Origin of the sequence: Xanthobacter variabilis (assembly GCF_043831965.2) — a bacterium.
GTDB lineage: Bacteria > Pseudomonadota > Alphaproteobacteria > Rhizobiales > Xanthobacteraceae > Xanthobacter.
Map to the genome: position 1 here is coordinate 823,342 of NZ_CM195533.1, position 25,012 is coordinate 848,353.

The following is a 25,012-nucleotide window of genomic DNA, read 5'->3' on the forward strand; positions in this document are numbered from 1 at the left end:
CATGGCCCGGCCGACCAACCGCTATCGGGTGCGGGTGGGCGACGCGCCCGCCTTCCGCCGCACCATTACGGCCCTGGTTCTGGCGACGACGGCGTTGGTGCTGCTGGCGCCCCTGTCCATCATCTTCGCGGAAGCGTTCCGCAGGGGCCTTGGGCCCTATCTGGAAGCCCTGGCCCGGCCGGATACGCTACATGCCATGGGACTCACCGTGTTCGCCGCCCTGGTGTGCGTACCGGTGAACGTGGCGTTCGGCATCGCCGCCGCCTGGACCGTCACCAAGTTCACCTTTCCCGGCCGCAGCCTGCTGCTGGCCCTGGTGGAGCTGCCTTTCTCCATCTCGCCCATCATCGCTGGCGTCGCCTATCTGTTCGTCTATGGCGCGCAGGGGCTGCTGGGGCCGTTCCTGGCGGAACACGATATCAAGATCATGTTCGCGGTGCCGGCCATCATCCTCGCCAGCCTGTTCGTCACGGCCCCATTCGTGGTGCGCGAGCTGGTGCCACTGATGATGGCCCAGGGCCGCGACCAGGAGGAAGCCGCCGTGAGCCTGGGCGCTTCCGGCTTCCAGACGCTGCGGCTGGTGACCTTGCCCAATGTGAAGCTGGCGCTGCTCTATGGCGCGGCCTTGTGCAATGCGCGGGTGATGGGCGAGTTCGGCGCCGTTTCCGTGGTGTCCGGCAACATCCGCGGCCAGACCTCCACCCTGCCCCTGCAGATCGAGCTGCTCTACCAGGACAGCCAGGTGCTGGCCGCCTTCGCGGCGGCAACCGTGCTGGCAGGTGTCGCCCTGTTCACGCTGGTGGCCAAGTTCCTGATCGAGCGCGCGCAGGCCGCCCGCGCGGCCGCGAGCCTGGAAGACGCATAGGGCGCATCAGCGCTCGAGGCACGCGCCAGCCCCGACCACCAGCGCGGGCACCTGAGCCGCGTCGGCGCCTCCGGATGTGGTCACCGGTTGGGGATGCCCGAAGACCCAGGCGCAGGCAATTCGGTGCCGCGAGCGGTCTCCAGCGGATTGCGCGTGGAACCGCCAGGGCGCGTTCGAGCGAGCGGGGACGCCGGTTGGCCCCGGAAGGCGGTCAGGTCGACAGCGAGAACGTCGCCCCGAATCGCGCGCAACACGGACATGCTCACGGCCCCAGGGCTCCGCCAGCCGCCGGAAACTCCGCACTGCGTCTCAGCCGCGCGGCGCCGGCAGGCTCAGGCCATCAGCGCGGGGAGCGGCGGCCTTCTGCTCGCGGCGGGCCATGCGGGCCTCGCGGCGGAAGCGGCCCTGGCGCACCCAGGTGACGGCCCCCCCGAGGATCACGCCCACCAGCAGCGAGGCGAAGATGACCGCGTAGAGCGGCACCGTCGCAGCCAGCACCGGAGAGTTGGGCGAGAACGGGTCGAGGGAGACCAGGACTTCTCGCCGGTTGGCCACCGCGAGCGCGATGATCAGGACCGAGAAGGGCAGGCCGATGAGAATGGACAGGACTCGCGTCACGAAAACTACTTTCCGTCGTTGAGACGCTCGCGCATCTCCTTGCCCGTCTTGAAATAGGGCACGGTCTTTTCGCTCACGTCCACCTGTTTGCCGGTGCGCGGGTTGCGCCCCACGCGGGCCTCGCGCTTCTTCACGGAAAAGGCGCCGAAGCCGCGCAGCTCCACCCGGTCGCCCCGCTCCAAAGCGGAGACGATCTGTTCCAGGATGGCGTTGACGATGTTTTCCACATCCCGCTGGTACAGGTGCGGATTGGTTTCGGCGATTTTTTGAACGAGTTCGGACTTGATCATGATGGCTTCACTTCCCCTCACGACCGATCCGCAAGGAGCGGTGCAGACGTTTTGATTTGAAGGAAAATCGCGACCGAAATTTAAAGGTCTGCACCCCGATCATCTCTCGGCCGGAGGTTGCCAGACGGCCAACAGGCCGTCAAGCTGGGCGCGATCGAGGGCTTGGCGAGTGGCGGCGGAGAAAATCGCAGCAAGCTGGGGCAGGCCGACCGCGTCAAGGGCGGCGCGGCCCATGCCGAGCAGCCAGCCGAACTCGCTGCCCACCTGGCCGGTGCTCCAGGTCCGCACCTTCAGCTTTTCGGAAACCCCCTTCTCCCGGGCGAGCCAGGCGCGCGCGGTGCGCTCGTCGCCGATCTCGTCCACGAGCTGAAGCTCAAGCCCCTGGTGCCCGGTGAAGACCCGCCCGTCGGCGACAGTCGCCAAGCGGTTGTCGGACAGCTTGCGGCGCTCGCCCACCAGCCCCTTGAACCAGGCGAAGCTGTCAGCCACCAGCGATTCCACCGCCGCGCGGGCTTCCGGCGTCACCGGCGTGTAGGGATTGGGAGAGGCCTTGAGGGGGGAGGACTTGATGTCCTCCATGGTCACGCCCACCGTCTTCAGAAGCTCGGTGACGTTGGGAAACTGGTAGATGACACCCACCGAGCCCACCAGCGCGTTGCGCTGGGCGATGATGTGATCCGCCCCAAGTGCGGCGATATAGGCGCCCGAAGCACCCACCCCTTCCACCACTGCCACCACCGGCTTTTTCGCGGCCAGCCGGCGCAGGGCGTCATAGAGCTGCTCGGAGCCGGTGACCGTTCCGCCGGGGCTATCGATGGCGAGAATGACCGCCTGCGCCTGCGAGCGCGCAATCTCGTCCAGCATCTCCACCCGCGGCCGGTCATTGCGGATGATTCCGCCGATGACCACGCGCGCCACATGGGGGCTACCCGTGGACAGCCCGCGGCCGGCGACCATGCCGATGCCCACCGCCAGCAGCGCCACCACCGCGAGCACGCCCACCACGCGCCAGAAGGTGACCTTCCGGCGCAGCCTGCGGCGATCCACGATCTGGTCGGCGTCGAGGGACATCGGGGCCTCCTGCCTTCACCCTGCGGAACCGCGCCCTTCGGTCCGGCGCCAGGACGGAAGACCAAGCAGCGGCGGGGACATGCAAACGCATCCGGGAGTTTGACGCGCTCCGATTGGACTTAAGGGGGTGCGCCCGCCTTGGCAAGCGGCGCGGCCCCGGCGCCGGGAGGGCGCGGCGCCCACCAGAGCACCCTTGAATGCGGAAAACGGCTGCGCTCAACGGCCGGACGCCTTTCTACCACTCCTCCGCCAGCGGCATTCCGGCGCGCCATTCGGCGATGCGCCGCAGGGTGGCCGGCGTCACCTCCCGTGGCAGGTCATCGAGCGGGAAGAAGGAGGCAGCCACGATTTCGGCGTTGGGCCTGAAGGGCGCCCCTGCGCGCACCCGCCCGCGAAAGCAGGCCACATGGTCGCGCCCACCATAGGCCGGGTGGAAAAAGAGGCCGTGCAGCTCCAGCGCCCCCTCCACCTCGGCCCGGGTTTCCTCCCGCAGCTCCCGATGGGCGGCCGCCAGGGCGCTCTCGCCCACATCCACGCCGCCCCCGGGCAGGTGCCAGCCGGGGGTGTAGCTGTGCTTCACCAGCAGCAGCCGGTCATCGCCATCAATGCCGAGCACCCGCACCCCGAGGGTGAGGCCATGGCGCATGCGGCGCACGAGGGGGAGAAACGGAACCATGACCGACTATAGCGCATCCACCTCCGCCGCGGCATGGCCCCTGGAGGCGAGCACCACCCGGTTGCGGCCGCCCCGCTTGGCCGCGTAAAGAGCCTCGTCGCAACAGCGGATCGTATGGTCGATGTTCGCGGGCTCGCCCGGCACGATGAGCGCACAGCCGATGCTGACCGAGCAGGCGAGCTCCGGCGCCGACGGCACGGCGAGCGCCTGAACCGCCGCCCGGATCCGCTCCGCCGCCGCGAGCACGCCATCGCCGTCACCCGCATCACGCAACAGCAAGGCGAACTCCTCGCCACCCAGGCGGCCGAAAATGTCGGCCGAGCGGGCACAGCGGGCAATGCTGGCCGCGAGCTGCTGCAGCACGAGGTCACCCACCGGGTGGCCATAGGTGTCGTTGATGCGCTTGAAATGGTCCACGTCCAGCAGCAGCAGCGCCAGCGGCCGGCCGCTGGCCGTGGCCTCGGTGATGGCCGCGCCCGCCGCGTCGAAGAAGGAGCGGCGGTTGAGGATGCCGGTCAGCGCGTCGGTTGTGGCCGCGATGCGCAATTGCTGCTCGTCCTGCTCCTTCATCAGCAGCAGAAAGCCGACGCCACCCGCCACCGCATAGGCATACATGACGATGAGGCCCAGCATCTGGAGCATGTTGTTGTCCAGCACCGAGCGCTGCTGCAGGAAGCCCGCATAGGCCCGCAGCAGGAACGTCACCGCCAGGGCCAGGAAGAAGACGGCCATGGTCCATTGCAGGCGCGAGGCGCCGCGCGCCAGCACCACAGCGGCCGGCGCGAACAGGGCCGCCACCGTCAGCCCCGCCACACCCACCAGCTGGCCCGGTGTCGCCGCCGCGAACGTGATGGCAAGGCTGCCCACAGTCGCCACCGCCAGCGTCACGGGCGCCAGGCCGACGCCGCGGGTGCGCAGCGCGACAATGGTCAGGATCTCCAGGGCAAAGCCGAAATACATCAGCGAATTGGCGAGATTGATGGACAGCCAGGGCGAAAGCTCGCCGCGAAAGCCGATCAGCAGGCAGCCCAGCGCCTGAAGCATGCGCGCGGCGATGAAGCGGTGCACCAGGGCGCGCTCCGCCCCATGCTGGCGATAGACCAGCAGCATTACGCAGGCCACCACATGGGTGATGAACAGGAGCCGAAAGAGGGTCCGCAGCTCAAAGGGCCCGAAGAAGTCGAACGCCACGGCCGTCACCACACCTGGTTACCGGGCGACCCCGACACGACAAAGGCATCCGGCTCGCGCACCCATCGGGCCAAGCGGGGCCACGATGGAGCTGACACCTGCCGACCTGCGCCGAGCCCCCCTCGATCAATCCGCCATCCAGCGGCGGCATGTTAGAAGGGCATACACCAAATGGTAGATCCGTCGTAGGAGAAAACCGCGCGTCAGGGCCGCGCCTGCCGCAGGCTTGCGCGGCTGCAAACCGCGCGCTGGCCGCACGGCGCCCGTGCCGAGCATGCGCGGCCGGCGCTCGCTTATTGCCCTGCCGCGCCGTCTTCACGCAAACGGGCGCACACGTCGCCCGAGAACACTCCGGATTATCGCCGGAGCGCTCTCTTCCCGTGCACGGCGACGGGCCCCACACGAGCCCGTCTGGCGTCAGGCCGCCGGCTTCAGCGCCTGCAGCTCGCCGGGCAACGCATAGGCCCAGCCGCTGATGGAGCCGGCGCCCAGGCACACCACATAATCGCCCGGCCTTGCGATGCCGGCCACGATGTCCGCCAGCGCCTCCGGTCCCGACAGGGCGGTGACGCTGCGGTGGCCGTGGGCGATGAGCCCTTCCACCAGGCGGTCGCGGTCCACTCCGGGAATCGGCGCCTCGCCGGCCGCATAGACGGGGGCCACGATCACATGGTCCGCATCGTTGAAGCAGGTGCAGAACTCGTCGAACAGGGATTGCAGGCGGCTGTAACGGTGCGGCTGCACCACCGCGATCACCTGCCCCTCGCTGGCGCCGCGGGCGGCGCGCAGCACGGCGGCGATCTCCACCGGGTGGTGGCCGTAATCGTCAAAGATGGTCACGCCGTGCCATTCGCCAGTGCGGGTGAAGCGGCGCTTCACGCCGCCGAACCCTGCAATGGCCTCCACGATCTTTTCGTCGCTCACGCCCAGATCATGGGCCACGGCGATCGCAGCGGTGGCGTTGAGGGCATTGTGCTTGCCCGGCATGGGCAGCTTGAGACCGGAGATCCTGCGGCTCTCGCCCCCGGCGCGATCGCGGAAGACCACGCCGAACTTGGTCACCCCGCCCTTCAGGTCCACATCCACCAGACGCACGTCGGCCTGGGGATTCTCGCCATAGGTGATCACGCGCCGGTCCTCGATGCGGCCCACCAGGGCCTGCACCACCGGATGGTCGATGCACATCACGGCGAAACCGTAGAAGGGCAGGTTTTCCACGAAGGTCTCGAACGCTTCCTGCACCTTCTCGAAGGTCTTGAAGTGGTCGAGATGCTCGGGGTCCACATTGGTGACAATGGCCACTTCCGTGGGCAGCTTCAGGAAGGTGCCGTCGCTCTCGTCGGCCTCCACCACCATCCACTCGCCGCCGCCCCAACGGGCGTTGGTGCCATAGGCGTTGATGATGCCGCCATTGATGACGGTGGGATCGAAGCCGCCGGCGTCCAAAAGGGTGGCCACCAGGGACGTGGTGGTGGTCTTGCCGTGGGTGCCGGCGATGGCGACGCAGCTCTTCAGGCGCATCAGCTCGGCCAGCATCTCGGCGCGGCGCACCACCGGCAGGCGCTTGGCGCGGGCGGCGGCGAGCTCAGGATTCTCGCGCTTGATGGCGGAGGAGACCACCACCACGGCGGCGTCCTCCACATTGGCGGCGTCATGGCCCACGGTGACCTTGATGCCGAGATCGCGCAGGCGCTTCACATTGGCGTTTTCCGCCGCGTCCGAGCCCTGCACGGTGTAGCCGAGATTGCTCAGCACCTCGGCGATGCCGCTCATGCCGATGCCGCCGATGCCGACGAAATGGATGGGGCCGAGCCGCTCCGGCAGCTTCATGACGAATGTCCTTGGAAAGTTGCGGCCGCGCCCCCGCGGGCCAGATGTTGCACCAGATCGCCCAGGCGTTCCGCAGCGTCGAGCACGCCCGCGCTTCTCGCGCGATCCGCCATCTGCGTCAACGCTTCCGGTTCGCCGGCAAAGCGGGTCAGCTCTGCGGCGAGGCGCTGGGCATCGAATTCCACCTGCCGCAAGGTGAGCGCGCCGCCAATCTCGCTGAGGGTGCGGGCATTAGCGGCCTGGTCCTGGTCCAGCGCGTGGGGCAGTGGCACCAGGATGGAGGGCCGGCCGATGGCCGCCAGCTCTGCCACCGTGCCCGCACCCGAGCGGGAGATGACGAGATGGGCCTGCGCCATGCGCTGGGGCAGGTCGTCGAAGAAGGGGGCGAGCTCCGATTTCAGGCCGAGCACGTCATAGGTGGTGCGCACGCGCGGCAGGTCCTCCTCGCGCGCCTGCTGGGTCACAACGAGGCGGGCGCGGATTTCGGGAGAGAGCGCATTGATGGCCTCGGGCACCACGTCCGACATCACCCGCGCGCCCTGGCTGCCGCCGAACACCAACACGCGCAGCGGGCCGCCCGCCACCGGCGGGTCATAGGGCACCCGCGCGGCCGCGAGCGCGGCGGGGCGCAGGGGGTTGCCGGTCCAGAAGGTCTTGGGCGCCAGGGCCGGATTGGCCTTCGTCAGATCGGGAAAGCCGGTGGCGATGGCGCTCACCCGGCCCGCCAGCAGCCGGTTGGCGCGGCCCATCACCCCATTGGCCTCATGGATGACAGTCGGCACCTTCATCAGCGAGGCCGCCAGCAGCGGCGGCAGGGTGGGATAACCGCCGAAGCCCACCACCACCGCCGGCTTCAGCTCGCGCATCAGAGCGAGCCCGCGCACCAGCCCGGAGGCCAGGGCGAAACCGGTGCGCGCGAGCGCGATGGGGGAGCGGCCGCGCACCGTGTCCGCCGGCAGCACATGCAGCTCGCGGGCGGGGAAATGCTCGGCATAGCGCGCGGCGCGCTCATCGGTGGCAAGGTCCACCATCAGGCCGCGCGCATCCAGCACGGCGGCCAGCGCCTCGGCCGGGAAGAGATGACCGCCGGTGCCACCGGCGGCGAGAAGAACGAGCGGTGTCACGGACCCCTCATGTTGCATGTCGTGGAACGCGCGCTCATGGAACGGCAATCCGTGGAACCCGTCTCGGACGCTTCCTTTTGGACGCCAATATGGCGGCGCCCCGTCTTACCTCACGCTGGGTGGGCAAGGCCCTCGGGCGCGGCCTGATCGGCGGCATAGGACTTCGGCATGGCCATTTGCGGCCCGCTCACGGTCTTCGGCTCGGAAAGGGCGGCCAGCGCCGCCGCCCCCGGCCGCTTACGCGACAGTGCGATGAGCATGCCCATGCCGAACGCCAGCGAGATGAGCGAGGAGCCGCCATAGGAGATGAAGGGCAGCGTCATGCCCTTGGCGGGCGCGATGTGCACGTTCACCGCCATGTTGATGGCCGCCTGCAGGCCGAACAGCAGCGCCAGGCCCGTAATGGCGAAGCGCGCGAAGGGGTCGGTCTCGTTCATGGCGCGGGTGAGCGCGCGCAGGATGATGAAGGCGAACAGAGCCAGGATGATGAGGCACAGAATGATGCCGAACTCCTCCGCCGCCACCGCGAACACGAAGTCGGTGTGCCCGTCCGGCAGAAGGCGCTTCATGGTGCCCTCGCCCGGGCCCTGGCCGAACCAGCCGCCATTGCGGAAGGAGTTGAGCGCCGCGTCGATCTGGTAGGTGTCGCCCGATTCCGGGTTGAGGAAGCGGCTGATGCGCTTATTCACATGCGAAACCGTGAAATAAGCGATGGTGCCGGCGCCGGCGCCCACACCCACGAGGCCGATCATCCAGATCCAGCGCAGGCCGGCGAGGAAGAACAGGGACGCCCAGACCAGACAGATGAGGAGGCTCTGGCCGAAGTCCGGCTGCTTCACCAGCGGCCCGAGCACGCTGGCGAGCAGGCCGATGGCGAGGAGCTGAGCCGGCATTTCCGGCCGCTTGGAACTCTCGGAGAACAGCCACGCGGCGATGATGACGAAGGCCGGCTTGATGAATTCCGACGGCTGGACAGTGATGCCCGCGATGGTGAGCCAGCGCCGCGCGCCCTTCACCTCTGGCCCCACCACCAGGGTGGCGAGCAGCAGTATGAAGAAGATGGCGAATACCACCATGCACACCCGCCGGATGGAGCGCGGCGAGAGGAAGGAGGTGGCGATCATCACCACCGCCGCCGGAATGAGGAAGGCCACCTGCCGGTTCACGAAGTGGAACGGATCGGAAATGTTGAGGCGCGCCGCCACCGCCGGGCTCGCGGCCAGGCACAGGACGATGCCCACCACCATGAGGGCGAACAGGCCGGCCAACAGCCCGCGGTCCACCGTCCACCACCACTCGCTCAAAGGGGTGCGATCGGCACGCGACATCATGGGGTGGCTACTCCTCGACGGATCCGGACGGAACTGACCCCCACCATGCGTCCACGAGGGTTGACGGGGCTTTAATGACGCACAGACAGCACGCCTTCCCCAAACCCCAAACCCCAAACCCCAAACCCGAGGACCGGCGGAGCGGGCCGCCGCGACGGGCGTGCGCCGTACCTTCCGGGCCCGCATCGCCGCGCGGCATGACGGAGGGGCTCTAGCTTATTGAATTGGCGCGTTTTCCTCGCGCGAACCGGTATCCCCTTCACGCGAAAACGCTCTATGGTGGGGTGTGGCCCGGATGACCCGAAGCACCAAGGCGAAGCGCGCGGGCGCGATCGCCCTTCCCGAACCCTTCCGCCGCTGGTTCGAGGCGCGCGGATGGGCGCCGCGCGTGCACCAGCTCGACCTGCTGGCGGCGGCGCGAGCGGGGCGCTCGGTGCTGCTGATCGCCCCCACCGGCGCCGGCAAGACCCTGGCCGGCTTCCTGCCGACCCTGGTGGAGCTGGCCGACGGCCGCGCCACCCGCAAAGCCGCAGCCCCCTCGTCACCAGCCCACCCGGATGATGGCAAACAATCCTCCCCGAGCAGCGCCCCCCTGACCGCCGAGACCGACACGGACGGGGGGAAAAAGACGCGGGCCAAAGCCGCGAAGGCCAAGCGCACAGCAGCCACCAGCACGGCAACCGAGACCCCGGACGCACCGACGGCGGAACCGGAGCGCTCCGGTGGAGATGCCCCCAGCGCCGCCCGCCCGGAATGCGCCCCGCCGGACCATGAAGCGGCAGCGCCGCGCTCCACGTCCGCGGGAGCCGCAGACGGCGCGAGGGGACAGGAAGCCGCGCTGGCGCAGACGGCGACCGCGCCCGAAGCCAGTCCCGCGCCCTTCGCGCGCTGGGTGGCGCAGGAGCGCGTGTCGCCGCTTCACACGCTCTATATCTCCCCACTGAAGGCCCTGGCGGTGGATATCGCGCGCAATCTGGAAACGCCCATCGCTGAGATGGGCCTGCCCATCCGCGTGGAAACCCGCACCGGTGACACACCCTCGTCCCGTCGCCAGCGCCAGCGGCATGATCCGCCGGACGTTCTGCTCACCACCCCTGAGCAGATCTCGCTCCTGCTCGCCTCCAAGGACGCAGAGACTCTGTTTTCCGGCCTGAAGCGTGTGGTGCTGGACGAATTGCACGCCCTCGTCACCTCCAAGCGCGGCGACCTCCTGGCCCTGGCGCTGGCACGCCTGAGAAGCATCGCCCCCGGCCTGCAATGCGTGGGCCTTTCCGCCACCGTGGCGGAACCGGACGACCTGCGCCGCTATCTGGTACCCCAGCCAGGCAACGAGGCGCTGGCCGAGCTGGTGGTGGCTGCGGGCGGCGCCGCGCCCGACATCGCCATGCTCGACACGGCCGCCCCCATGCCTTGGGCGAGCCATATGGCGCTTCACGCGGTGCCGGACATCTATGCGGCCATCCGCGCCAGCGGGCTCAGCCTCGTCTTCGTGAACACGCGGCGGCAGGCGGAATTCCTGTTTCAGGAGCTCTGGCGCATCAATGACGACAATTTGCCCATCGCCCTCCACCACGGCTCGCTGGCGGTGGACCAGCGCCGCAAGGTGGAAGCGGCCATGGCGGCGGGGCGGCTGAAGGCGGTGGTGGCCACCTCCTCCCTCGATCTCGGCATCGACTGGGGCAATGTGGATCTCGTCATCAATGTGGGCGCGCCGAAAGGCTCCTCCCGCCTCATGCAGCGCATCGGCCGCGCCAACCACCGCCTGGACGAGCCGTCCCAGGCGGTGCTGGTGCCGGCCAATCAGTTCGAGGTATTGGAATGCCGAGCGGCCCTGGAGGCCGTGCAGGCCGGCGCCCAGGACACCCCGCCCGAACGCACCGGCGCCCTCGACGTTTTGGCCCAGCACCTGCTCGGCATGGCCTGCGCCGCGCCCTTCGACGCCGACACGCTCTATGGGGAGGTCACCAGCGCCGCGCCCTATCGCGCCCTGACGCGGGCGGATTTCGATGCGGCCCTCGATTTCGTCGCCACCGGGGGCTACGCCCTGAAGGCCTATGAGCGCTTCGCCAAGATCCGTCGCACCAAGGACGGCCTGTGGCGGGTGGCCAACCCCATGGTGGCGCAGGCCTATCGGCTGAACATCGGCACCATCGTGGAAAGCCCCATGATCAAGGTGCGCCTCGTCTCCGCGCGCGGGGCGGCCAAGAGCGGGGTGGCCGGGCGGGTGCGCTGGGGCGGGCGCGTGCTGGGGGAGGTGGAGGAATATTTCGTCGAGAGCCTGGTGGCCGGCGACACCTTCGTGTTCGCGGGGGAGATCCTGCGGTTCGAGACCATGGTGGAAGACGAGATCTATGTCTCGCGCACCACCGCCACCGAGCCCAAGGTGCCGGCCTATGCGGGCGGCAAATTCCCGCTCTCCACCTTCCTCGCCGCCGGGGTGCGCGCGCTGCTCGCCGCGCCTGAGCGCTGGGCGAGCCTGCCGCCCCAGGTGGCCGAATGGCTGGAGCTGCAGCGCGCGCGCTCCCGCCTGCCCGGCCGCGACGACCTTCTTGTGGAGACCTTCGAGCGGGCCTCGCGGCACTATCTCGTCACCTATCCGTTCGAGGGGCGCCTTGCCCACCAGACCTTGGGGATGCTGCTCACCCGCCGGCTGGAGCGGCTCGGGCTGAAGCCTCTGGGCTTCACCGCCAATGATTATGCCCTGGGCATCTATGGGGTGGGGGATCTGAGCCTCGCCATCCGCCAGAGCCGGCTTTCCCTGGCGGAGCTGTTCGACGAGGACATGCTGGGCGACGACCTGGAGGCGTGGCTGGACGAGAGCAGCCTGATGAAGCGCACCTTCCGCTATTGCGCGGTGATCGCCGGCCTCATCGAGCGGCGCTTTCCGGGCAAGGAGAAGAGCGCGCGGCAGGTCACCATGTCCACGGACCTCGTCTATGACGTGCTGCGTCGCCACCAACCCGACCACCTGCTGCTGCGCGCCGCGCGGGCGGACGCCGCCACCGGCCTCCTGGACGTGAAGCGGCTTTCGGAAATGCTCGCGCGCATCAAGGGCCACATCGTGCACGAGCCTTTGGCCCGGGTGTCGCCCCTCTCGGTGCCGGTGCTGCTGGAGATCGGCCGCGAGGGCGTGGGCGGGGATGCGGAAGAGGCGCTGCTCGCCGAGGCCGAAGATGAGCTGGTGCGCGCCGCAATGGAGTAAGGCCCATCGCCCTGCCGCGCGATGCGCATTCGTCTCTTGCCGCCTGAGGCGATCCCCACGCTCCCGCACCCGCTTAAGGGGGCGGGGTAAGGCGTTGGGCTTTTTGGGATCCGGCAGCGGGGCGAAGGGCGCCGCCTCCGGCAGCCAGCACGCTTTGGATTCCAATCCTCTATCCCCTCCGAGACGGTCCCCGCGCCGCCTTGTCCCTTTCCCGCTTGCCAGGAGGAAGGGAGGGCGCTCCGCGATGACGCAGCCGATGCTTCAGAGGGGCGACCTTGACCGCGCAATGGCCATTTGAACCGGTGGCCTGGCGGCCATCGCCCCGTCCGATCCAGCGGCTCTCGCCTCGCCGCCCCACCGCGCTGGGCAAGCGCGCCGGCGGGCGAAGTGTCGGGGTCGCATGCTTCCGAAGGAGATGGGAACCGCCGCGCATGACAGGCCGGCGGAAACACAAAAGGCGCGATGGCGATTTCGCGGAATCGCGATGGGGTTGAGAGCGCAAGACGCCTCTACCGCGCGACCGCCAACGGGGCTGGCCCCCTGTCGCGCCCACAAACAAAAGGGGCGCCGCAATGGGCGCCCCTTGAAATCGTCTGGCACAGAGCCCCACTGCCCCCTGAGGAGCACGCGGGCCTGCGGATGCGCCGCGTCAGCTCCAGTCGCTGTCGTCTCCGCCGCCGCCGGCGTCCCAGCCGCCATCGTCATTGCTGGCGAACTGCTGGTCGCCACTCCAGATGTCCTGAGGCGACTGGCCGCCGAGAGCCTGCTGGGCCGCATTGCCCAGATCGCCGAAGCTGTTGGCGGCGTCGCCCACGGGCTTGATGGCCTCGGCCGCCGACTGCGCGATGGCGCCTTCGCCGCCGGACATCATGCCCTTGATGCCGTCGAACAGCAGGGCACCGCCCGCCACGCCGGCCGCCGTCGCCAGGGCGCTCTGCAGGAAGCCGCCACCGCCGAAGCCGCCGCGCTGCTGCATGGGCGCCATGGGGGCCGCCTGCTGGCCCCAAGGACCGCCCGGCTGACCGCCCGGCTGGCCGCCGGGATAGCCGGGCTGCTGCCCATAGCCGGGCTGGGCGTAACCCTGCTGGCCGTAACCGGGCTGGGCATAGCCCTGCTGCGGCGCGTAGCCTTGCTGGGGGTAGCCGGCGGGGGTGGCCGCCGCGTCAGCGGGCAGGCGCGAGCCCGCCGCGGGCACGGACGAGCGGCCGCCGCCAAAGAGTCCGCCCAGAAAGCCGCCGGACGACGGCTGCGCCGCCTGCTGGCTCGCCGCCTGGGCACGGGCCTCGGCGTCCTGAAGCTGGGCTTCCAGCTCCTGCACGCGGGCATAGGCCTGCTGCAAGGCATGCTCCTGCACCAGCACGCTCTGGGCGAGGGCGTAGGGCGCATGGGGTGCCTGGGCCACGCGGCGCGCAATGAGCGCATCCGCCTCGGCGTCTCGCGGCGCGTTCTCGAATTCCCGCATGCGGTCGAAAAGGCCGTCGATCAGGGCACGTTCCTCGGGGGTCATCTCCGCCTCCGGTGGTTGGACCGGGTCGGATATGAGCAGCCGAGCGCGGCACCGATAGGGCGCCGCCGCATGAAATTTTCGTAACCTAACGTAAGGAGAGGGCGGACGTGCCTTATTCAGCCGCGTCGGCGGGGTTTTTCGCGGTTCCCAGGCCGAAGCGCTGCTCCACATAAGCCTCCACCATCTGGCGGAACTCGGCCTGGATGTTGGCGCCGCGCAGGGTGGCCACCTTCTTGCCGTCGATGAAGACGGGAGCGGAGGGCGTCTCGCCGGTGCCGGGCAGGGAAATGCCGATGTCGGCGTGCTTGGATTCGCCCGGGCCGTTCACGATGCAGCCCATCACCGCCACATTGAGGGTCTCGACCCCCGGATAGCGCGCCTTCCACGCGGGCATGGCCTCGCGGATCATCTCCTGCACGCTCTGCGCCAGCTCCTGGAACACGGTGGAGGTGGTGCGCCCACAGCCGGGGCACGCCGCCACCAGGGGCACGAACGTGCGCAGGCCCATGGTCTGGAGAATCTCCTGCGCCACCTGCACCTCGCGGGTGCGGTCACCGCCCGGCTCGGGGGTGAGGGACACGCGGATGGTGTCGCCGATGCCCTGCTGGAGCACCACGCCCATGGCCGCCGTGGAGGCCACGATGCCCTTGGAGCCCATGCCCGCCTCGGTGAGGCCGAGATGCAGGGCATAGTCCGAGCGGCGCGACAGCTCGCAATAGACCGCGATCAGATCCTGAACGGCCGAGACCTTGGCCGAGAGAATGATGCGATCGCGCTTGAGGCCGATCTCCTCCGCCAGCGCCGCCGAAAGCAGGGCCGAGCGCACCAGCGCCTCACGCGTCACCGCGCGCGCCTCCGCCGGGCGGGGCAGGCGGGAATTCTCGTCCATCAGGCTGGTCAGCAATTCCTGGTCGAGGGAACCCCAATTGGCGCCGATGCGCACCGGCTTGTCGTGGCGGATGGCGGTTTCCACGATGGCTGCGAACTGCCGGTCCTTCTTGTCGCCGAAGCCCACATTGCCGGGATTGATGCGGTATTTGTCGAGGGCCTCGGCACACGCCGGGTGATCGGCCAGCAGCTTGTGGCCGATATAATGGAAGTCGCCCACCAGCGGCACCTCGATGCCGCGCGCCGCGAGCTTCTCCTTGATGTGGGGAATGGCGGCGGCCGCCTCGTCGCGGTCTACCGTCAGGCGCACCAGCTCCGAGCCGGCGCGGGCCAGGGCCGCCACCTGGGCCACGCTCGCCTCGATGTCGGCGGTGTCGGTGTTGGTCATGGACTGCACCACCACCGGCGCGCCACCGCCCACCATCACCTTGCCGACACTGACACCCACCGTGGGGCGACGGGCGGCGGGGCCGGCCTCCAAAAGCTCGGCGGGCACCACGGGCGGTGCTTCAGGGGCGTTATGGGAGGGAGAAGAGGTCATGGGGCAGTGATCCTCGATCGGCGCTCGGGCCATCGGCTGCAATCGAGGTAGGCCCACCGCCGCCCAGCGTCAACCGGCGGCGGCAGGAGCCGCGACGCTGTCGCCGCCCGGCTCGCTTTCGCGGCAGCGGGCGCACAGGCCGGCCACCTCCAGCACCCGCTGGCGTGGCGTGAAGCCGGCGGCGCGGGCCGCCCAGGCGAGGTCCCGCCCCACCGCGTGGGAGCCAACCTCCCGCGTCAGCCCGCAGCGCTCGCAGATGAGGAACACCACCACCTCTTCCGCCTCATGGGGATGGGCGCAGGCGAGGAAGGCGTTGCGGCTCTCGATGCGGTGGGCCAGCCCTTCCGCCACCAGGAAATCGAGTGCGCGATAGACGGACATGGGTGGCGCGCCCTCGCCGGACGCGGCCAGCCGCTCCACGATGTCATAGGCACCGAGCGGGGTGTGGCTGGCGGCGAGCGCCCGCATCACATTGCGGCGCAGGGCCGTGAGCCGCAGCCCCTTGCCGGCGCAGCACGCCTCCATGCGCGCCACCGCACCGGCGACGCATTGCGCGTGATCGTGATCGTCCGCCGGGTCCTGCGGCGGCATATGGCTGTGTTCGTGGCTCACGACGGCAAATCTAGTGCATCAGGTGCCGTTTCGCCATCGCCCGGCTTTAACCATGGGACACGGCGCCCCTACTCGGATAGCCTGCGGGCGGATTGCGCCGCCGCGGCGGGCGGGGCAATCTGCGCGCGCGGCGGCCTCCGGGAAGTCGCCGTGTCGTGACAGCATCGTCACACCCGCCCGCTAGAGGGTGATTGGCGCTCGCGCCGCATCACCCGCGCCTCATTGGGGAAAAGCCATGATCAAAGGGAAGGTCGCCGTCGTTACCGGTTCCACCAGCGGCATCGGGCTCGCTTATGCGCGCGCCTTCGCCAAGGAAGGCGCCAACATCGTGATCAACGGCCTGGGTGACGCCGCCGCCATCGAGACCGAGCGCTCCAAGATCGAGACCGAATTCGGCGTGAAGTGCCTGTATTCCCCGGCCAACATGCTGAAGCCCGAAGAGATCGAGGGCATGATCAAGCTGGCCGAGACCGAGCTCGGCTCCTGCGACATCCTCGTGAACAATGCTGGCATCCAGCATGTGGCGCCGATCGAGGAGTTCCCCATCGACAAGTGGAACATGATCATCGCCATCAACCTGTCGGCGGCCTTCTTCGCCATGCGCGCGGCCATTCCCGGCATGAAGGCGCGCAAGTGGGGCCGCATCATCAACACCGCCTCCGCCCACGCGCTGGTGGCCTCGCCCTTCAAGTCCGCTTACGTTTCCGCCAAGCACGGCATTGCGGGCCTCACCAAGACCGCTGCCCTGGAAACGGCGCAGTTCGGCATCACCGTGAACGCCATCTGCCCCGGTTACGTCTGGACCCCCCTGGTGGAGAAGCAGATTCCCGATACCGCCAAGGCCCGCGGCATGACGGAAGAGCAGGTGAAGAAGGAAGTGCTGCTCGCCGCCCAGCCCACGAAGGAATTCGTGACGGTCGAGGAAGTCGCCGCTTTGGCGGTGTTCCTGGCGTCCGACAACGCCCGTTCCATCACCGGCTCCATGCAGCAGATCGACGGCGGCTGGGTCGCGGAGTGATCGGGCCGCGACGGGTTGGGGTGCGGTCTTTGGCCGGGTCTGAGAGGACCTCATGCTGAGGAGGCGGTCACGAATGACCCGTCGCGACGGCGAAAAGAAGATTCTTTCGCTCGCGCTCCAGGGGGGAGGCGCCCACGGCGCCTTCACCTGGGGCGTGCTCGACCGCATCTTGCAGGACGAGCGCATCACCATCGCCGGCATTTCCGGAACCTCGGCCGGCGCCATGAATGCGGTGGTGCTCGCCAACGGCCTCGCCAAGAATGATCCGGAGGAGGCCCGCCACGGGCTCACCCAGTTCTGGCGCGATGTCTCGCGCGACGGGCGCATGTCGCCGCTCCAGCGCACCGCCTTTGACCGGCTCATGGGCAACTGGTCGCTGGCCAACAACCCCACCTATCTGGCGCTGGAAGTGGCCTCGCGCTTTTTCTCGCCCTATGACTTCAATCCGCTGAACATCAATCCCCTGCGCGAGATCATCGAGGCGCATGTGGACTTCGAGGCGCTGCGGCGCTCGCAGGTGAAGGTGTTCATCTCCGCCACCAATGTGCACACCGGCCGCGCCCGCATCTTCGGCCATGACGAGATGACCGCCGACGCGGTGATGGCCTCCGCCTGCCTGCCCTTCATGTTCCAGGCGGTGGAGATCGAGGGCGTGCCCTATTGGGACGGCGGCTACATGGGTAATCCGCCGCTCTTCCCGCTCTATGAGAAGGCCGACGCGGACGACATCCTGCTGGTGCAGATCAATCCGGTCGCGCGCAAGACCACGCCCCGCACGGCCTCGGAAATTCACAACCGCATCAACGAGATCACCTTCAACGCCTCGCTCCTGGCCCAGCTGCGCGCCATCGACCACGCCAGCAAGCTGATCGACCAGGGGCTCATCAGCCGCTGGACTCTGGGCGGCTCCAGCTTCCGCCGGGTGCGGTTGCACCGCATCGGCGGGGAAGACCAGCTCGCGACCCTCGACGCCACGTCCAAGCTCAATGCGGAATGGCACTTCCTGCAGCATCTGCGCGATCTGGGCCGTGCCTCCGCTGAAATCTTCCTCGACACCCATTTCGACGATCTCGGCCGCCGTTCCACCCTGGATCTCAAACTGGAACTCGCGGACGACTGAGCGCCAGGGCCATAAGACGCCGCCATGACGCGCCACCATGGAGCACAGCCACGGGGCGGCTCCCGCTCCCGCTTGCGGCGGGGCCAGACGGCGTGGTGAGCACGGCACCAGGAAGGTGAACGCAGGCCGGCGGAAGAGAGGGCCCCGAAGAACCACCGCGCGTTCGAGGCGGAGACGTCCGGGTTATCGGAAGCTCCCTCCCCCGCGAGCGGGAGAGGGATGCCGCCTCAGCGGACCGATGCTCTCAAATGCCGATCAATCCTCAGACGCAAAATCCCGCGCGTTCGCCGGGATCCGCCGCCTTTGGCCGCTCAGGCCCCGCGCGCATCCTTCTTCGCCTGCGCCGTGGCCACGAACTTGGTCACCCGCCCGGCCTCGCCCGCCGGGGAGCCGATGCGGTCGAGGCGCTGCTTGGCCTTGCTGGTCATGCCGGAATTGCCGCGCGGCAGGGTGGCGGGGCGGGTGGCGCGCTTGGCATCCCGCTTCAGCTCCAGGGCCCGGTGGGCATTGACCATCAGCTCCGCGCGCGCGGCCTCGGCCTGGCGGCGGGTCACCTCGCGGCGGGCGCGGGTTAGCGCGTCGGTGAGCACGGACGCCTTCTGGCGATTGCCCGAATCGGCCTTCTCGAAGGTCACCTCGCCGCGACCGCCCTTGCCGCGCAGGGCCCGGCGCTGGTTGTTGGCAATGGTCAGCGCCCGCTCGCGGTGGCTCCGCAGATGACCGACAAGGGCGTGAAGATCCGCGTCGGCCAGCTCCGACAGCACGGGGTGGCGGGCCTTGGCCACGAACTCCATCTCCGCGTCGGTGAGGAGCTGCCGTTCCATGTTCCGCGTATGCGCCATGATAAAGTGCCTTGAAGTCTGCAAAAAGGGCCTGAATGGCTATGCCACGGAGTGTGAAACGCGTAAGACACTCCGCCCCTTGGGAGCCTGACCCGATGTTTCCTGCGGCCTCATCCGCTTCCTCCGCATTCGGCTGGCGCGGCGCGCGCCTTGAGGTGGAGGTGGGCGACATCACACGCCTTGACCTCGACGCCATCGTGAATGCCGCCAACTCCTCCCTGCTGGGCGGCGGCGGCGTGGATGGCGCCATCCATCGGGCGGCAGGCCCGCAGCTTCTGGCCTATTGCCGCACCCTGGGCGGCTGCCCCACGGGCGAGGCGCGCATCAGCCCCGGCTTCGCCTTGCCGGCACGGCGCGTCATCCACACCGTGGGCCCCGTCTGGCACGGCGGCGGCGCGGGAGAGGATGCGCTCCTGGCCTCCTGCTATCGCGAAAGCCTCGCTTTGGCCGCCGGCGAGGGACTGGAATCCGTTGCGTTTCCAGCGATTTCCACCGGGGTTTACGGCTTCCCGCCGGAACGGGCGGCGCCGCTGGCGGTGGCAGCCGTTCTGGACCATCTGGAAAGCGCCACCTCCGTCGCCCGTATCGTGTTCTGCTGCTTTTCACCTTCCGCCGCCGAGCTGCACAATGACGCCCTCGCCCGAAGCCGCGCCGCACGCCTCTGAGCCGCCGGCCCTGCCCGTCCTCCACCGGGACGGCATGATGCTCATCATCGACAAGCCGTTCGGCCTGCCGGTGCATGCGGGGCCCAAGGGCGGAGAAACACTGTCCGATCACCTGGACGCGCTGCGCTTCGGCCTGCCCAAGCGGCCCGAGCTCGCGCACCGGCTGGACAAGGACACCTCCGGCTGCCTGGTGCTGGGCCGCCACGCCAAGGCGCTGGCCCTGCTGGGCAAATTGTTCGCCCAGGGGCAGGTGGACAAGACCTATGTGGCCGTCACGCGCGGCGGTCCGGCCGATGATGCCGGCCGCATCGACCAGCCGCTAGCCAAGCGCTCACCCCATCGCGGATGGTGGATGCAGGCGGTGCCCAAGGGCGCGCCGGGGGCGCAGGAGGCGATCACCGATTATCGCGTGCTCCATCGCGGCGAGGGGCTCTGCGTGCTCGCCCTGTCGCCGGTGACGGGGCGCACCCACCAGCTGCGTGCCCACCTCTCCCACCTGGGCGCGCCCATCCTGGGCGATGCCATCTATGGCGGTGCCTCGCGCCTTCCGGGCGGGCCGAAACTGCATCTGCACTCGCGCCGCATCGTGGTGCCGCTCGCCAAGAAGGGGCCGCCCGTGGCGGTCAGCGCCCCGTTGCCGCCGCATATGTGCGAGACGCTGCTGGCGCTCGGGCTTTCGCCGGACGAGATCGGACAGGCGGCCGACGCCGCATTCCCATCAAAGACGGCGGCCGCCCCAACCTCTGCCGAGTGACGCGCAACCCAGGACCCGGCCCGTGACGCCATCGGTGCACTCCGCGTCGAGACAGCACGATGTCACAGCGCTGGGGAGAGCCTCCGGGCAGGTTCCAGCCGCCCCCCCGGCGCCGCTGACGGATCGGGGCGGGAACGCCGGGGGATGTGAAGACGGCGGGCGCTGGTGCACGCGGTGCGGCGTGATAAGCTCCATGGGTTTTATGACGGGCCCCGGCCCTGGATGAGGAGTTGGCGTGAGCCCGGCAAAGCGGTCCCAGGACGGCGCTGAAGAAGACCCGAAGCTTGCGCCCGGCACGGCGAAGGCGGAAGCCGCGCGCCTGCTGCTGGCGCGCGCCCTGCGGCGTGCGCGCCTCACCCTGCTGTGGGAGCGCATATGGCCCGGTCTCGCCGCCATGCTGGCGGTGGGCGCCCTGTTTCTCGCCCTCTCCTTCGCCGGGCTGTGGCAGGAGCTGCCGGCGCTCGGACGCATGGTCGGCCTCGGCGTGTTCGTGGTGCTGTTCGCCGCCGCCGCGCTGCCTCTGGCGCGCCTGAAGCGCCCCGATGACGGGGAGGCGCTGACCCGCCTCGACAGCCATAGCGCCCTGGCCCACCGGCCCGCCACCGCCCTTTCCGACAGCCTCGCCACCCGGCCGGACGATCCGGTGGGAGCGGTGCTGTGGCGCGCCCACCTCGCCCGCGCCATGGCGGCGGCCGAGCGGCTGCGCGCCGGCCTGCCGGCCCCCGGCCTGGCCCGGCGCGACCCTTATGCGCTGCGTGCCCTGGCGCTGCTGGGGCTGTTCGCCACCGTATTCATGGCGCCGGGGGAGCACCTCTCCCGCATCCGTGCCGCCTTCGACTGGCATGCTTTGACCCCGCCCACCCCGTTCCGGCTCGACGCCTGGGTGGATCCGCCCTCCTATACGGGCCGCCCGCCCGTGGTGCTGCCCGGCCTGCGCTGGGACGACCCCACCACCCTGAACGCCGCCGCCCTCCAGGTGCCGGCCGGTAGCGTGCTGGTGGTGCGCGGGGCCGGCGTGGACGTCTCCGCCCTGAAGCTGGACGGCGGCATCACGCCCGAGGAGGTCGCGCCCGGCGGCGCCAAGGCCGGCGCCACCGCGGCCGACCAGGGGCAGGCCGCCGAGCGGCGCTTCGTCATCCGCGATACGGGCGACGCCAGCTTCACCGGGCCGGACCAGCGGCGGGTGATGTGGCACTTCAAGGTGGTGCCCGACACCACCCCCAGCATCGCCTTCGCCAAGCCGCCGCAGCCCGGCGCGCGCAACACCCTGCAGCTCACCTATCGGGTCGAGGACGATTACGGCGTGAAGGAGGCCGAGGCCCTGCTCTCGCCCTTGCCGCCCGAGCCGCCTTTGTTCCCGCGCCCCGGCGCGCCGGCGCCGCGCGTTCCCGACAAGCCGCTGGTGCCGCCGCCGGAGGTCAAGCTTTCGCTGCCGCCCGGCGGGCGCTCCGGCACGGCCCAGACCAGCAAGGACCTGCTCGCCCACCCCTGGGCCGGTGCCACGGTGAAGCTTATGCTCCGCGCCCGCGACGAGGCCGGTAATGAGGGCTTCAGCGAGACCCGCACGGTGCGCCTGCCCTCCCGCGCCTTCACCAAGCCGCTGGCCCGCGCGCTGATCGACGAGCGCCGCCTCCTGGCCTTCGACGCGCGCAACCGCAGGCGGCTGGTGGCGGTGCTCACCGCACTCACGGATTTTCCCGAGCAGTTCGCTCCGCCGGCGAGCGAGTATCTGGGCCTGCGCGCCGCCCTCGCAAAGGCCAAGTACGCCCGCAATGACGACGATCTGCGGGCCCTCGTGGACTATCTCTGGGAAATGGCGGTCGCCATCGAGGATGGGACCCTCACCGAGGCGGAACGCGCCCTGAAGGCGGCCCAGGAGGCCCTGCGCGAGGCGCTGGAGCGCGGCGCCAGCGACGAGGAGATCGCCCGCCTCACCCAGGACCTGCGGGCGGCCATGGACAAGATGATGCAGCAGCTCGCCGCCCAGGCGCGTCGCGACGGCGGCACCGATTCGCGGCCGCTGGATCCGAACACCCGCATCGTGCGCCCCCAGGACATCCAGCGCATGCTGGACCAGATCGAGAACCTCGCCCGCTCCGGCAATCGCGAGGCCGCCCAGCAGCTTCTCGACCAGCTCCAGGCCATGATGGAAAACATGCGCCCCGGCAACCTCCAGGCCGGCCGCCAGGATGGCCAGCAGCAGAACGAGCTCGGCGGCATGATCCGCGAGCAGCAGCGCCTGCGCGACCGCACCTTCCGCCAGGGTCGCGAGCAGGGCCAGCAGCAGGAGCGCGGCCAGCAGCGGCAGGGTCAGCAAGGGCAAGGCCAGCAGGAGCAGCAGAACAACTTCGACGAGCTGAAGCAGGGCCAGCAGGAGCTGCGCCAGCGCCTGGGTAAGATGCTCGACGCGCTGCGCCAATACCAGCAGGGCCGGCAGGGCCAGTCCGAGCAGCAGGGCCGCGGCAACGAGGGCGCTCAGGAAGGCGACGACGGCGAGAAGGCCCAGGCCGAGGCCCTCGACCGGGCGGGCGAGGCCCTGGGCCGGGCCGAGCAGGCCATGCGGGAGGCTGAAGAGGCCCTCGGTCGCGGGGACGGCCAGCCCGCGCTCGATGCGGAGGGCCGCGCCCTTCAATCCCTGCGTCAGGGCGCCCAGGCGCTCGCGGAGGGCCAGCGGGGCAATCAGGGCCAGCCCGGCCCCGGCGGTCCCGGCGAGGAGAGCGCCCAGCGCACAGACCCCCTCGGCCGCCCCCTGCGCAGCCAGGACTATGGCGACGATTTCACCGTGAAGGTGCCCGACGAGGTGGACGCCCAACGCGCCCGCCGGGTTCTCGAGGAATTGCGCCGCCGGCTGGAGCAGCCCGAGCGCCCGCAGATCGAGCTCGACTATCTGGAGCGCCTCCTCAACGGCCTGTGACGCTTAGCGGCGCGCGGCTTTGAAAGCAGCGCGCCCTGGGATCGGTAATTGCTGAAGAAGCAAGCGGTGGTGGGGAACACACGGCCTGCCCCGCTTGCGAACGAGGGTGCCAACCGCGACCCGCCTCGGTGGCAAGGAAGCTTCGCGTCCAAGGCTCAAGACCTTCCGGAATATCGCCATTCATCTCCGCGAGGGTCGCATCGCCCGCGTCCCTCTCCCCCGCAAACGGGCGCGGGAGTGGCAATCTGAGGCGCATCCTTGGCGGTTGGGCATAAAGCGGGCCGCCGGCGCTGAACGTCGCTTGGGGCGCGCTTGCCTTCACCCGCCTGCTGCACGGGAACCCGTGCCCACCGCACTTGGAAGCGCGCCCCATCCCGGCTTTCGAGAGCCCGGGATGCGGAACGCGGCCTTCTGTCGGCCCGGGCCCGCGCTTGCGGAAAAGAGAGGCCCGAGGCGCGCGAGGGCCCGACACACCCCAATGCCGATCGTGCGGAGCGCCAGCTCAAGCCCCGTTGGGATACGCCTTTTCGGGTCACCGCATGTAAACGCAGCGCCGCCCTCGCCAGTCCCGCAAGCGCGAGGGCGACAGCAGGACTATCCAGATGACTTGGCAGCGGCCGCCCCGCGGATTGAGTGGCGATCGGAAAGCGCGCCGCAGCCGGGCGGAGGGGGCCACGGAAGCCACACGCCCTTCCGCCTCGCATCCCTGGCCGGAGCGGGCCTGCAATGTGCCCCGTGCGGCCCCCGTAAGGCGCCGCCACGCGGAAGCCGGTGCGGATCACCGCCCTGGCCGCCACCGGCACGCGGTCGCGCCGGGCGGCCTACGGAGGCCGCCGCACAACGGCCCAATCTCATCACCTGGAGCAGCTCCTCTTTTCATGGTAACGGGGAAATGCTCTAGAGTGTTGAATTAACGCGTGTTCCCGGCGCCCCGCGAGGTGAGCTTCGCGCGAAGGCACGCGAGCGGGGCGATAGGCATTGAGAATGAACAGCGACTGGCCGCCCGCGCCCGAAGCCGCCACGCCCAGCCGCAGGGGCCGGGCATGGGCGCGACAGGGCGGCGGCTGCCCCCTTCACCCCCTCTCCCAGTGGGAAAGGGCGCGCCCATGACACCGTTCGGCCGGCGGGTGCGCGATCTGAGGGCGGCGCGGGGTGTCACGCTCAGCGAGATGGCCCATGCCCTCGGCGTCACCCCCACCTATCTCTCGGCCCTGGAGAACGGCAAGCGCGGCCGGCCCACCTGGAGCATGGTTCAGCGCATCATCGCCTATTTCAACGTGATCTGGGATGAAGCTGAAGACCTGCAGCGGCTGGCGGAGCTGTCACAGCCGAAGGTGACCGTGGACACGGCCGGCCTGAGCCCGGAGGCCACCGAATTCGCCAATCTGCTGGCCCAGGAAATCCGCCACCTGCCGCCGGAAGCGGTCGCCGAGCTGCTGGGACGCCTGAAAATCCTGCGCAAGCGGGCCTAGACGACTTCCGTTTTTCACGCGCGCACTGAGGCCATCGATCCTTTTTGGCGCGTTGCCTTCGCGCACGCCGTTTCCCACTCCGCTCGGACGCGCTCCGAGACCGCTCAACGTTCGCGAGACAGGGCGCAAAACGCCGCGCCCTTTCCCGCCTGAGGAGCAGGGGCCAGCGCCGACCCTGCGCATGGAGGCATGGACTTCGAAGCAGAGCGGCTTCCCAGGCGATGCCGGTGGCCTCCGTGCCTGACCCCACTCCCAGCGGTTCGCCCCTCCCCCGAAAGCGGAGGGCAGGAGCGTGAGGAACAGGTTGGTGGGGGCGCAGGCCGCGCCGGGCGCGCAGGGTGTCAACCGGCCTTGGGGTGTGTTCCGGCAAAGGGGCGGGGTCGTTCGGAGAGATAGACAATCTCACTGAGTGACACGGTGCATTTCCCCATTTCACGGAATTTGGGGTGTTCCCGCTGGCCAAGTCCATGTGCCTCCGCAC

20 protein-coding genes are annotated in these 25,012 nt (G+C 69.5%); 8 read left to right on the plus strand and 12 right to left on the minus strand.

The window, feature by feature from the left end; translation table 11 throughout:
• The first annotated feature begins 1 nt into the window (after position 1).
• Positions 2-865, plus strand: coding sequence for a sulfate ABC transporter permease subunit CysW (gene cysW / locus V5F26_RS03660; protein ID WP_234053263.1), 864 nt, complete (start codon positions 2-4; stop codon positions 863-865).
• A 309-nt stretch (positions 866-1,174) separates the two neighbouring features.
• Here cysW and V5F26_RS03665 read toward each other — a convergent pair whose 3' ends face one another.
• From V5F26_RS03665 to ftsW, 8 genes are all read right to left on the minus strand, one after another.
• On the minus strand, positions 1,175-1,483 hold the full coding sequence (locus tag V5F26_RS03665; RefSeq protein ID WP_234053264.1) for a lipopolysaccharide assembly protein LapA domain-containing protein: 309 nt from the start codon (positions 1,481-1,483) through the stop codon (positions 1,175-1,177).
• A gap of 5 nt (positions 1,484-1,488) precedes the next feature.
• Positions 1,489-1,773 carry an integration host factor subunit beta gene (locus V5F26_RS03670; protein ID WP_234053265.1) on the minus strand — a complete coding sequence of 95 codons (285 nt, stop codon included), beginning with the start codon at positions 1,771-1,773 and terminating at the stop codon, positions 1,489-1,491.
• Between the two features lie 99 nt (positions 1,774-1,872).
• Entirely contained in the window at positions 1,873-2,844 is a 972-nt protein-coding gene (gene sppA / locus V5F26_RS03675) for a signal peptide peptidase SppA (RefSeq protein WP_394058179.1), read from the minus strand.
• A 235-nt stretch (positions 2,845-3,079) separates the two neighbouring features.
• Positions 3,080-3,520, minus strand: a complete 441-nt coding sequence (locus V5F26_RS03680; protein WP_394947742.1) for an NUDIX domain-containing protein — start codon at positions 3,518-3,520, stop codon at positions 3,080-3,082.
• 6 nt (positions 3,521-3,526) lie between these two features.
• Positions 3,527-4,711 (minus strand): GGDEF domain-containing protein, encoded by a 1,185-nt coding sequence (locus V5F26_RS03685; protein WP_394947743.1) that lies wholly within the window; start codon positions 4,709-4,711, stop codon positions 3,527-3,529.
• A gap of 417 nt (positions 4,712-5,128) precedes the next feature.
• Complete coding sequence (gene murC / locus V5F26_RS03690) at positions 5,129-6,541, minus strand: UDP-N-acetylmuramate--L-alanine ligase (RefSeq protein WP_394947744.1); 1,413 nt, start codon at positions 6,539-6,541, stop codon at positions 5,129-5,131.
• Positions 6,538-7,683: an undecaprenyldiphospho-muramoylpentapeptide beta-N-acetylglucosaminyltransferase gene (gene murG / locus V5F26_RS03695; protein WP_394947745.1), complete on the minus strand. Its 1,146-nt coding sequence runs from the start codon at positions 7,681-7,683 to the stop codon at positions 6,538-6,540. The genes murC and murG overlap by 4 nt, the downstream gene beginning before the upstream one ends.
• Before the next feature lie 92 nt (positions 7,684-7,775).
• On the minus strand, positions 7,776-8,996 hold the full coding sequence (gene ftsW, locus V5F26_RS03700; RefSeq protein ID WP_394947746.1) for a putative lipid II flippase FtsW: 1,221 nt from the start codon (positions 8,994-8,996) through the stop codon (positions 7,776-7,778).
• Between the two features lie 295 nt (positions 8,997-9,291).
• Between ftsW and V5F26_RS03705 the strand changes: the two genes are divergently transcribed.
• The gene (locus V5F26_RS03705) at positions 9,292-12,198 is read left to right on the plus strand and encodes a ligase-associated DNA damage response DEXH box helicase (protein ID WP_394947747.1); all 2,907 of its coding nucleotides are present in this window, start codon (positions 9,292-9,294) and stop codon (positions 12,196-12,198) included.
• A 649-nt stretch (positions 12,199-12,847) separates the two neighbouring features.
• Here V5F26_RS03705 and V5F26_RS03710 read toward each other — a convergent pair.
• From V5F26_RS03710 to V5F26_RS03720, 3 genes are all read right to left on the minus strand, one after another.
• Complete coding sequence (locus tag V5F26_RS03710; protein WP_394947748.1) at positions 12,848-13,705, minus strand: DUF2076 domain-containing protein; 858 nt, start codon at positions 13,703-13,705, stop codon at positions 12,848-12,850.
• Positions 13,706-13,817: 112 nt separating this feature from the next.
• Positions 13,818-15,134 carry a flavodoxin-dependent (E)-4-hydroxy-3-methylbut-2-enyl-diphosphate synthase gene (gene ispG / locus V5F26_RS03715; protein ID WP_394947749.1) on the minus strand — a complete coding sequence of 439 codons (1,317 nt, stop codon included), beginning with the start codon at positions 15,132-15,134 and terminating at the stop codon, positions 13,818-13,820.
• A 69-nt stretch (positions 15,135-15,203) separates the two neighbouring features.
• Positions 15,204-15,725 (minus strand): Fur family transcriptional regulator, encoded by a 522-nt coding sequence (locus tag V5F26_RS03720; RefSeq protein WP_234053295.1) that lies wholly within the window; start codon positions 15,723-15,725, stop codon positions 15,204-15,206.
• Between the two features lie 256 nt (positions 15,726-15,981).
• On the opposite strand from V5F26_RS03720, the gene V5F26_RS03725 reads away from it, so the two are divergent.
• Positions 15,982-16,764 (plus strand): 3-hydroxybutyrate dehydrogenase, encoded by a 783-nt coding sequence (locus tag V5F26_RS03725; RefSeq protein ID WP_234053274.1) that lies wholly within the window; start codon positions 15,982-15,984, stop codon positions 16,762-16,764.
• Between the two features lie 73 nt (positions 16,765-16,837).
• A complete protein-coding gene (locus V5F26_RS03730) occupies positions 16,838-17,884 on the plus strand; it encodes a patatin-like phospholipase family protein (RefSeq protein ID WP_394947750.1) in 1,047 nt (348 codons plus the stop codon).
• A gap of 311 nt (positions 17,885-18,195) precedes the next feature.
• Here V5F26_RS03730 and V5F26_RS03735 read toward each other — a convergent pair whose 3' ends face one another.
• Positions 18,196-18,726: a hypothetical protein gene (locus tag V5F26_RS03735; protein ID WP_394947751.1), complete on the minus strand. Its 531-nt coding sequence runs from the start codon at positions 18,724-18,726 to the stop codon at positions 18,196-18,198.
• Between the two features lie 95 nt (positions 18,727-18,821).
• On the opposite strand from V5F26_RS03735, the gene V5F26_RS03740 reads away from it, so the two are divergent.
• From V5F26_RS03740 to V5F26_RS03755, 4 genes are all read left to right on the plus strand, one after another.
• Complete coding sequence (locus V5F26_RS03740; protein ID WP_394058198.1) at positions 18,822-19,391, plus strand: O-acetyl-ADP-ribose deacetylase; 570 nt, start codon at positions 18,822-18,824, stop codon at positions 19,389-19,391.
• Complete coding sequence (locus V5F26_RS03745) at positions 19,354-20,145, plus strand: RluA family pseudouridine synthase (protein ID WP_394947752.1); 792 nt, start codon at positions 19,354-19,356, stop codon at positions 20,143-20,145. Before V5F26_RS03740 ends, V5F26_RS03745 begins: the two co-directional genes overlap by 38 nt.
• Before the next feature lie 235 nt (positions 20,146-20,380).
• A complete protein-coding gene (locus V5F26_RS03750; protein ID WP_394947753.1) occupies positions 20,381-23,059 on the plus strand; it encodes a TIGR02302 family protein in 2,679 nt (892 codons plus the stop codon).
• Positions 23,060-24,165: 1,106 nt separating this feature from the next.
• Positions 24,166-24,531: a helix-turn-helix domain-containing protein gene (locus V5F26_RS03755; RefSeq protein WP_234053280.1), complete on the plus strand. Its 366-nt coding sequence runs from the start codon at positions 24,166-24,168 to the stop codon at positions 24,529-24,531.
• Positions 24,532-25,012: the final 481 nt, after the last annotated feature.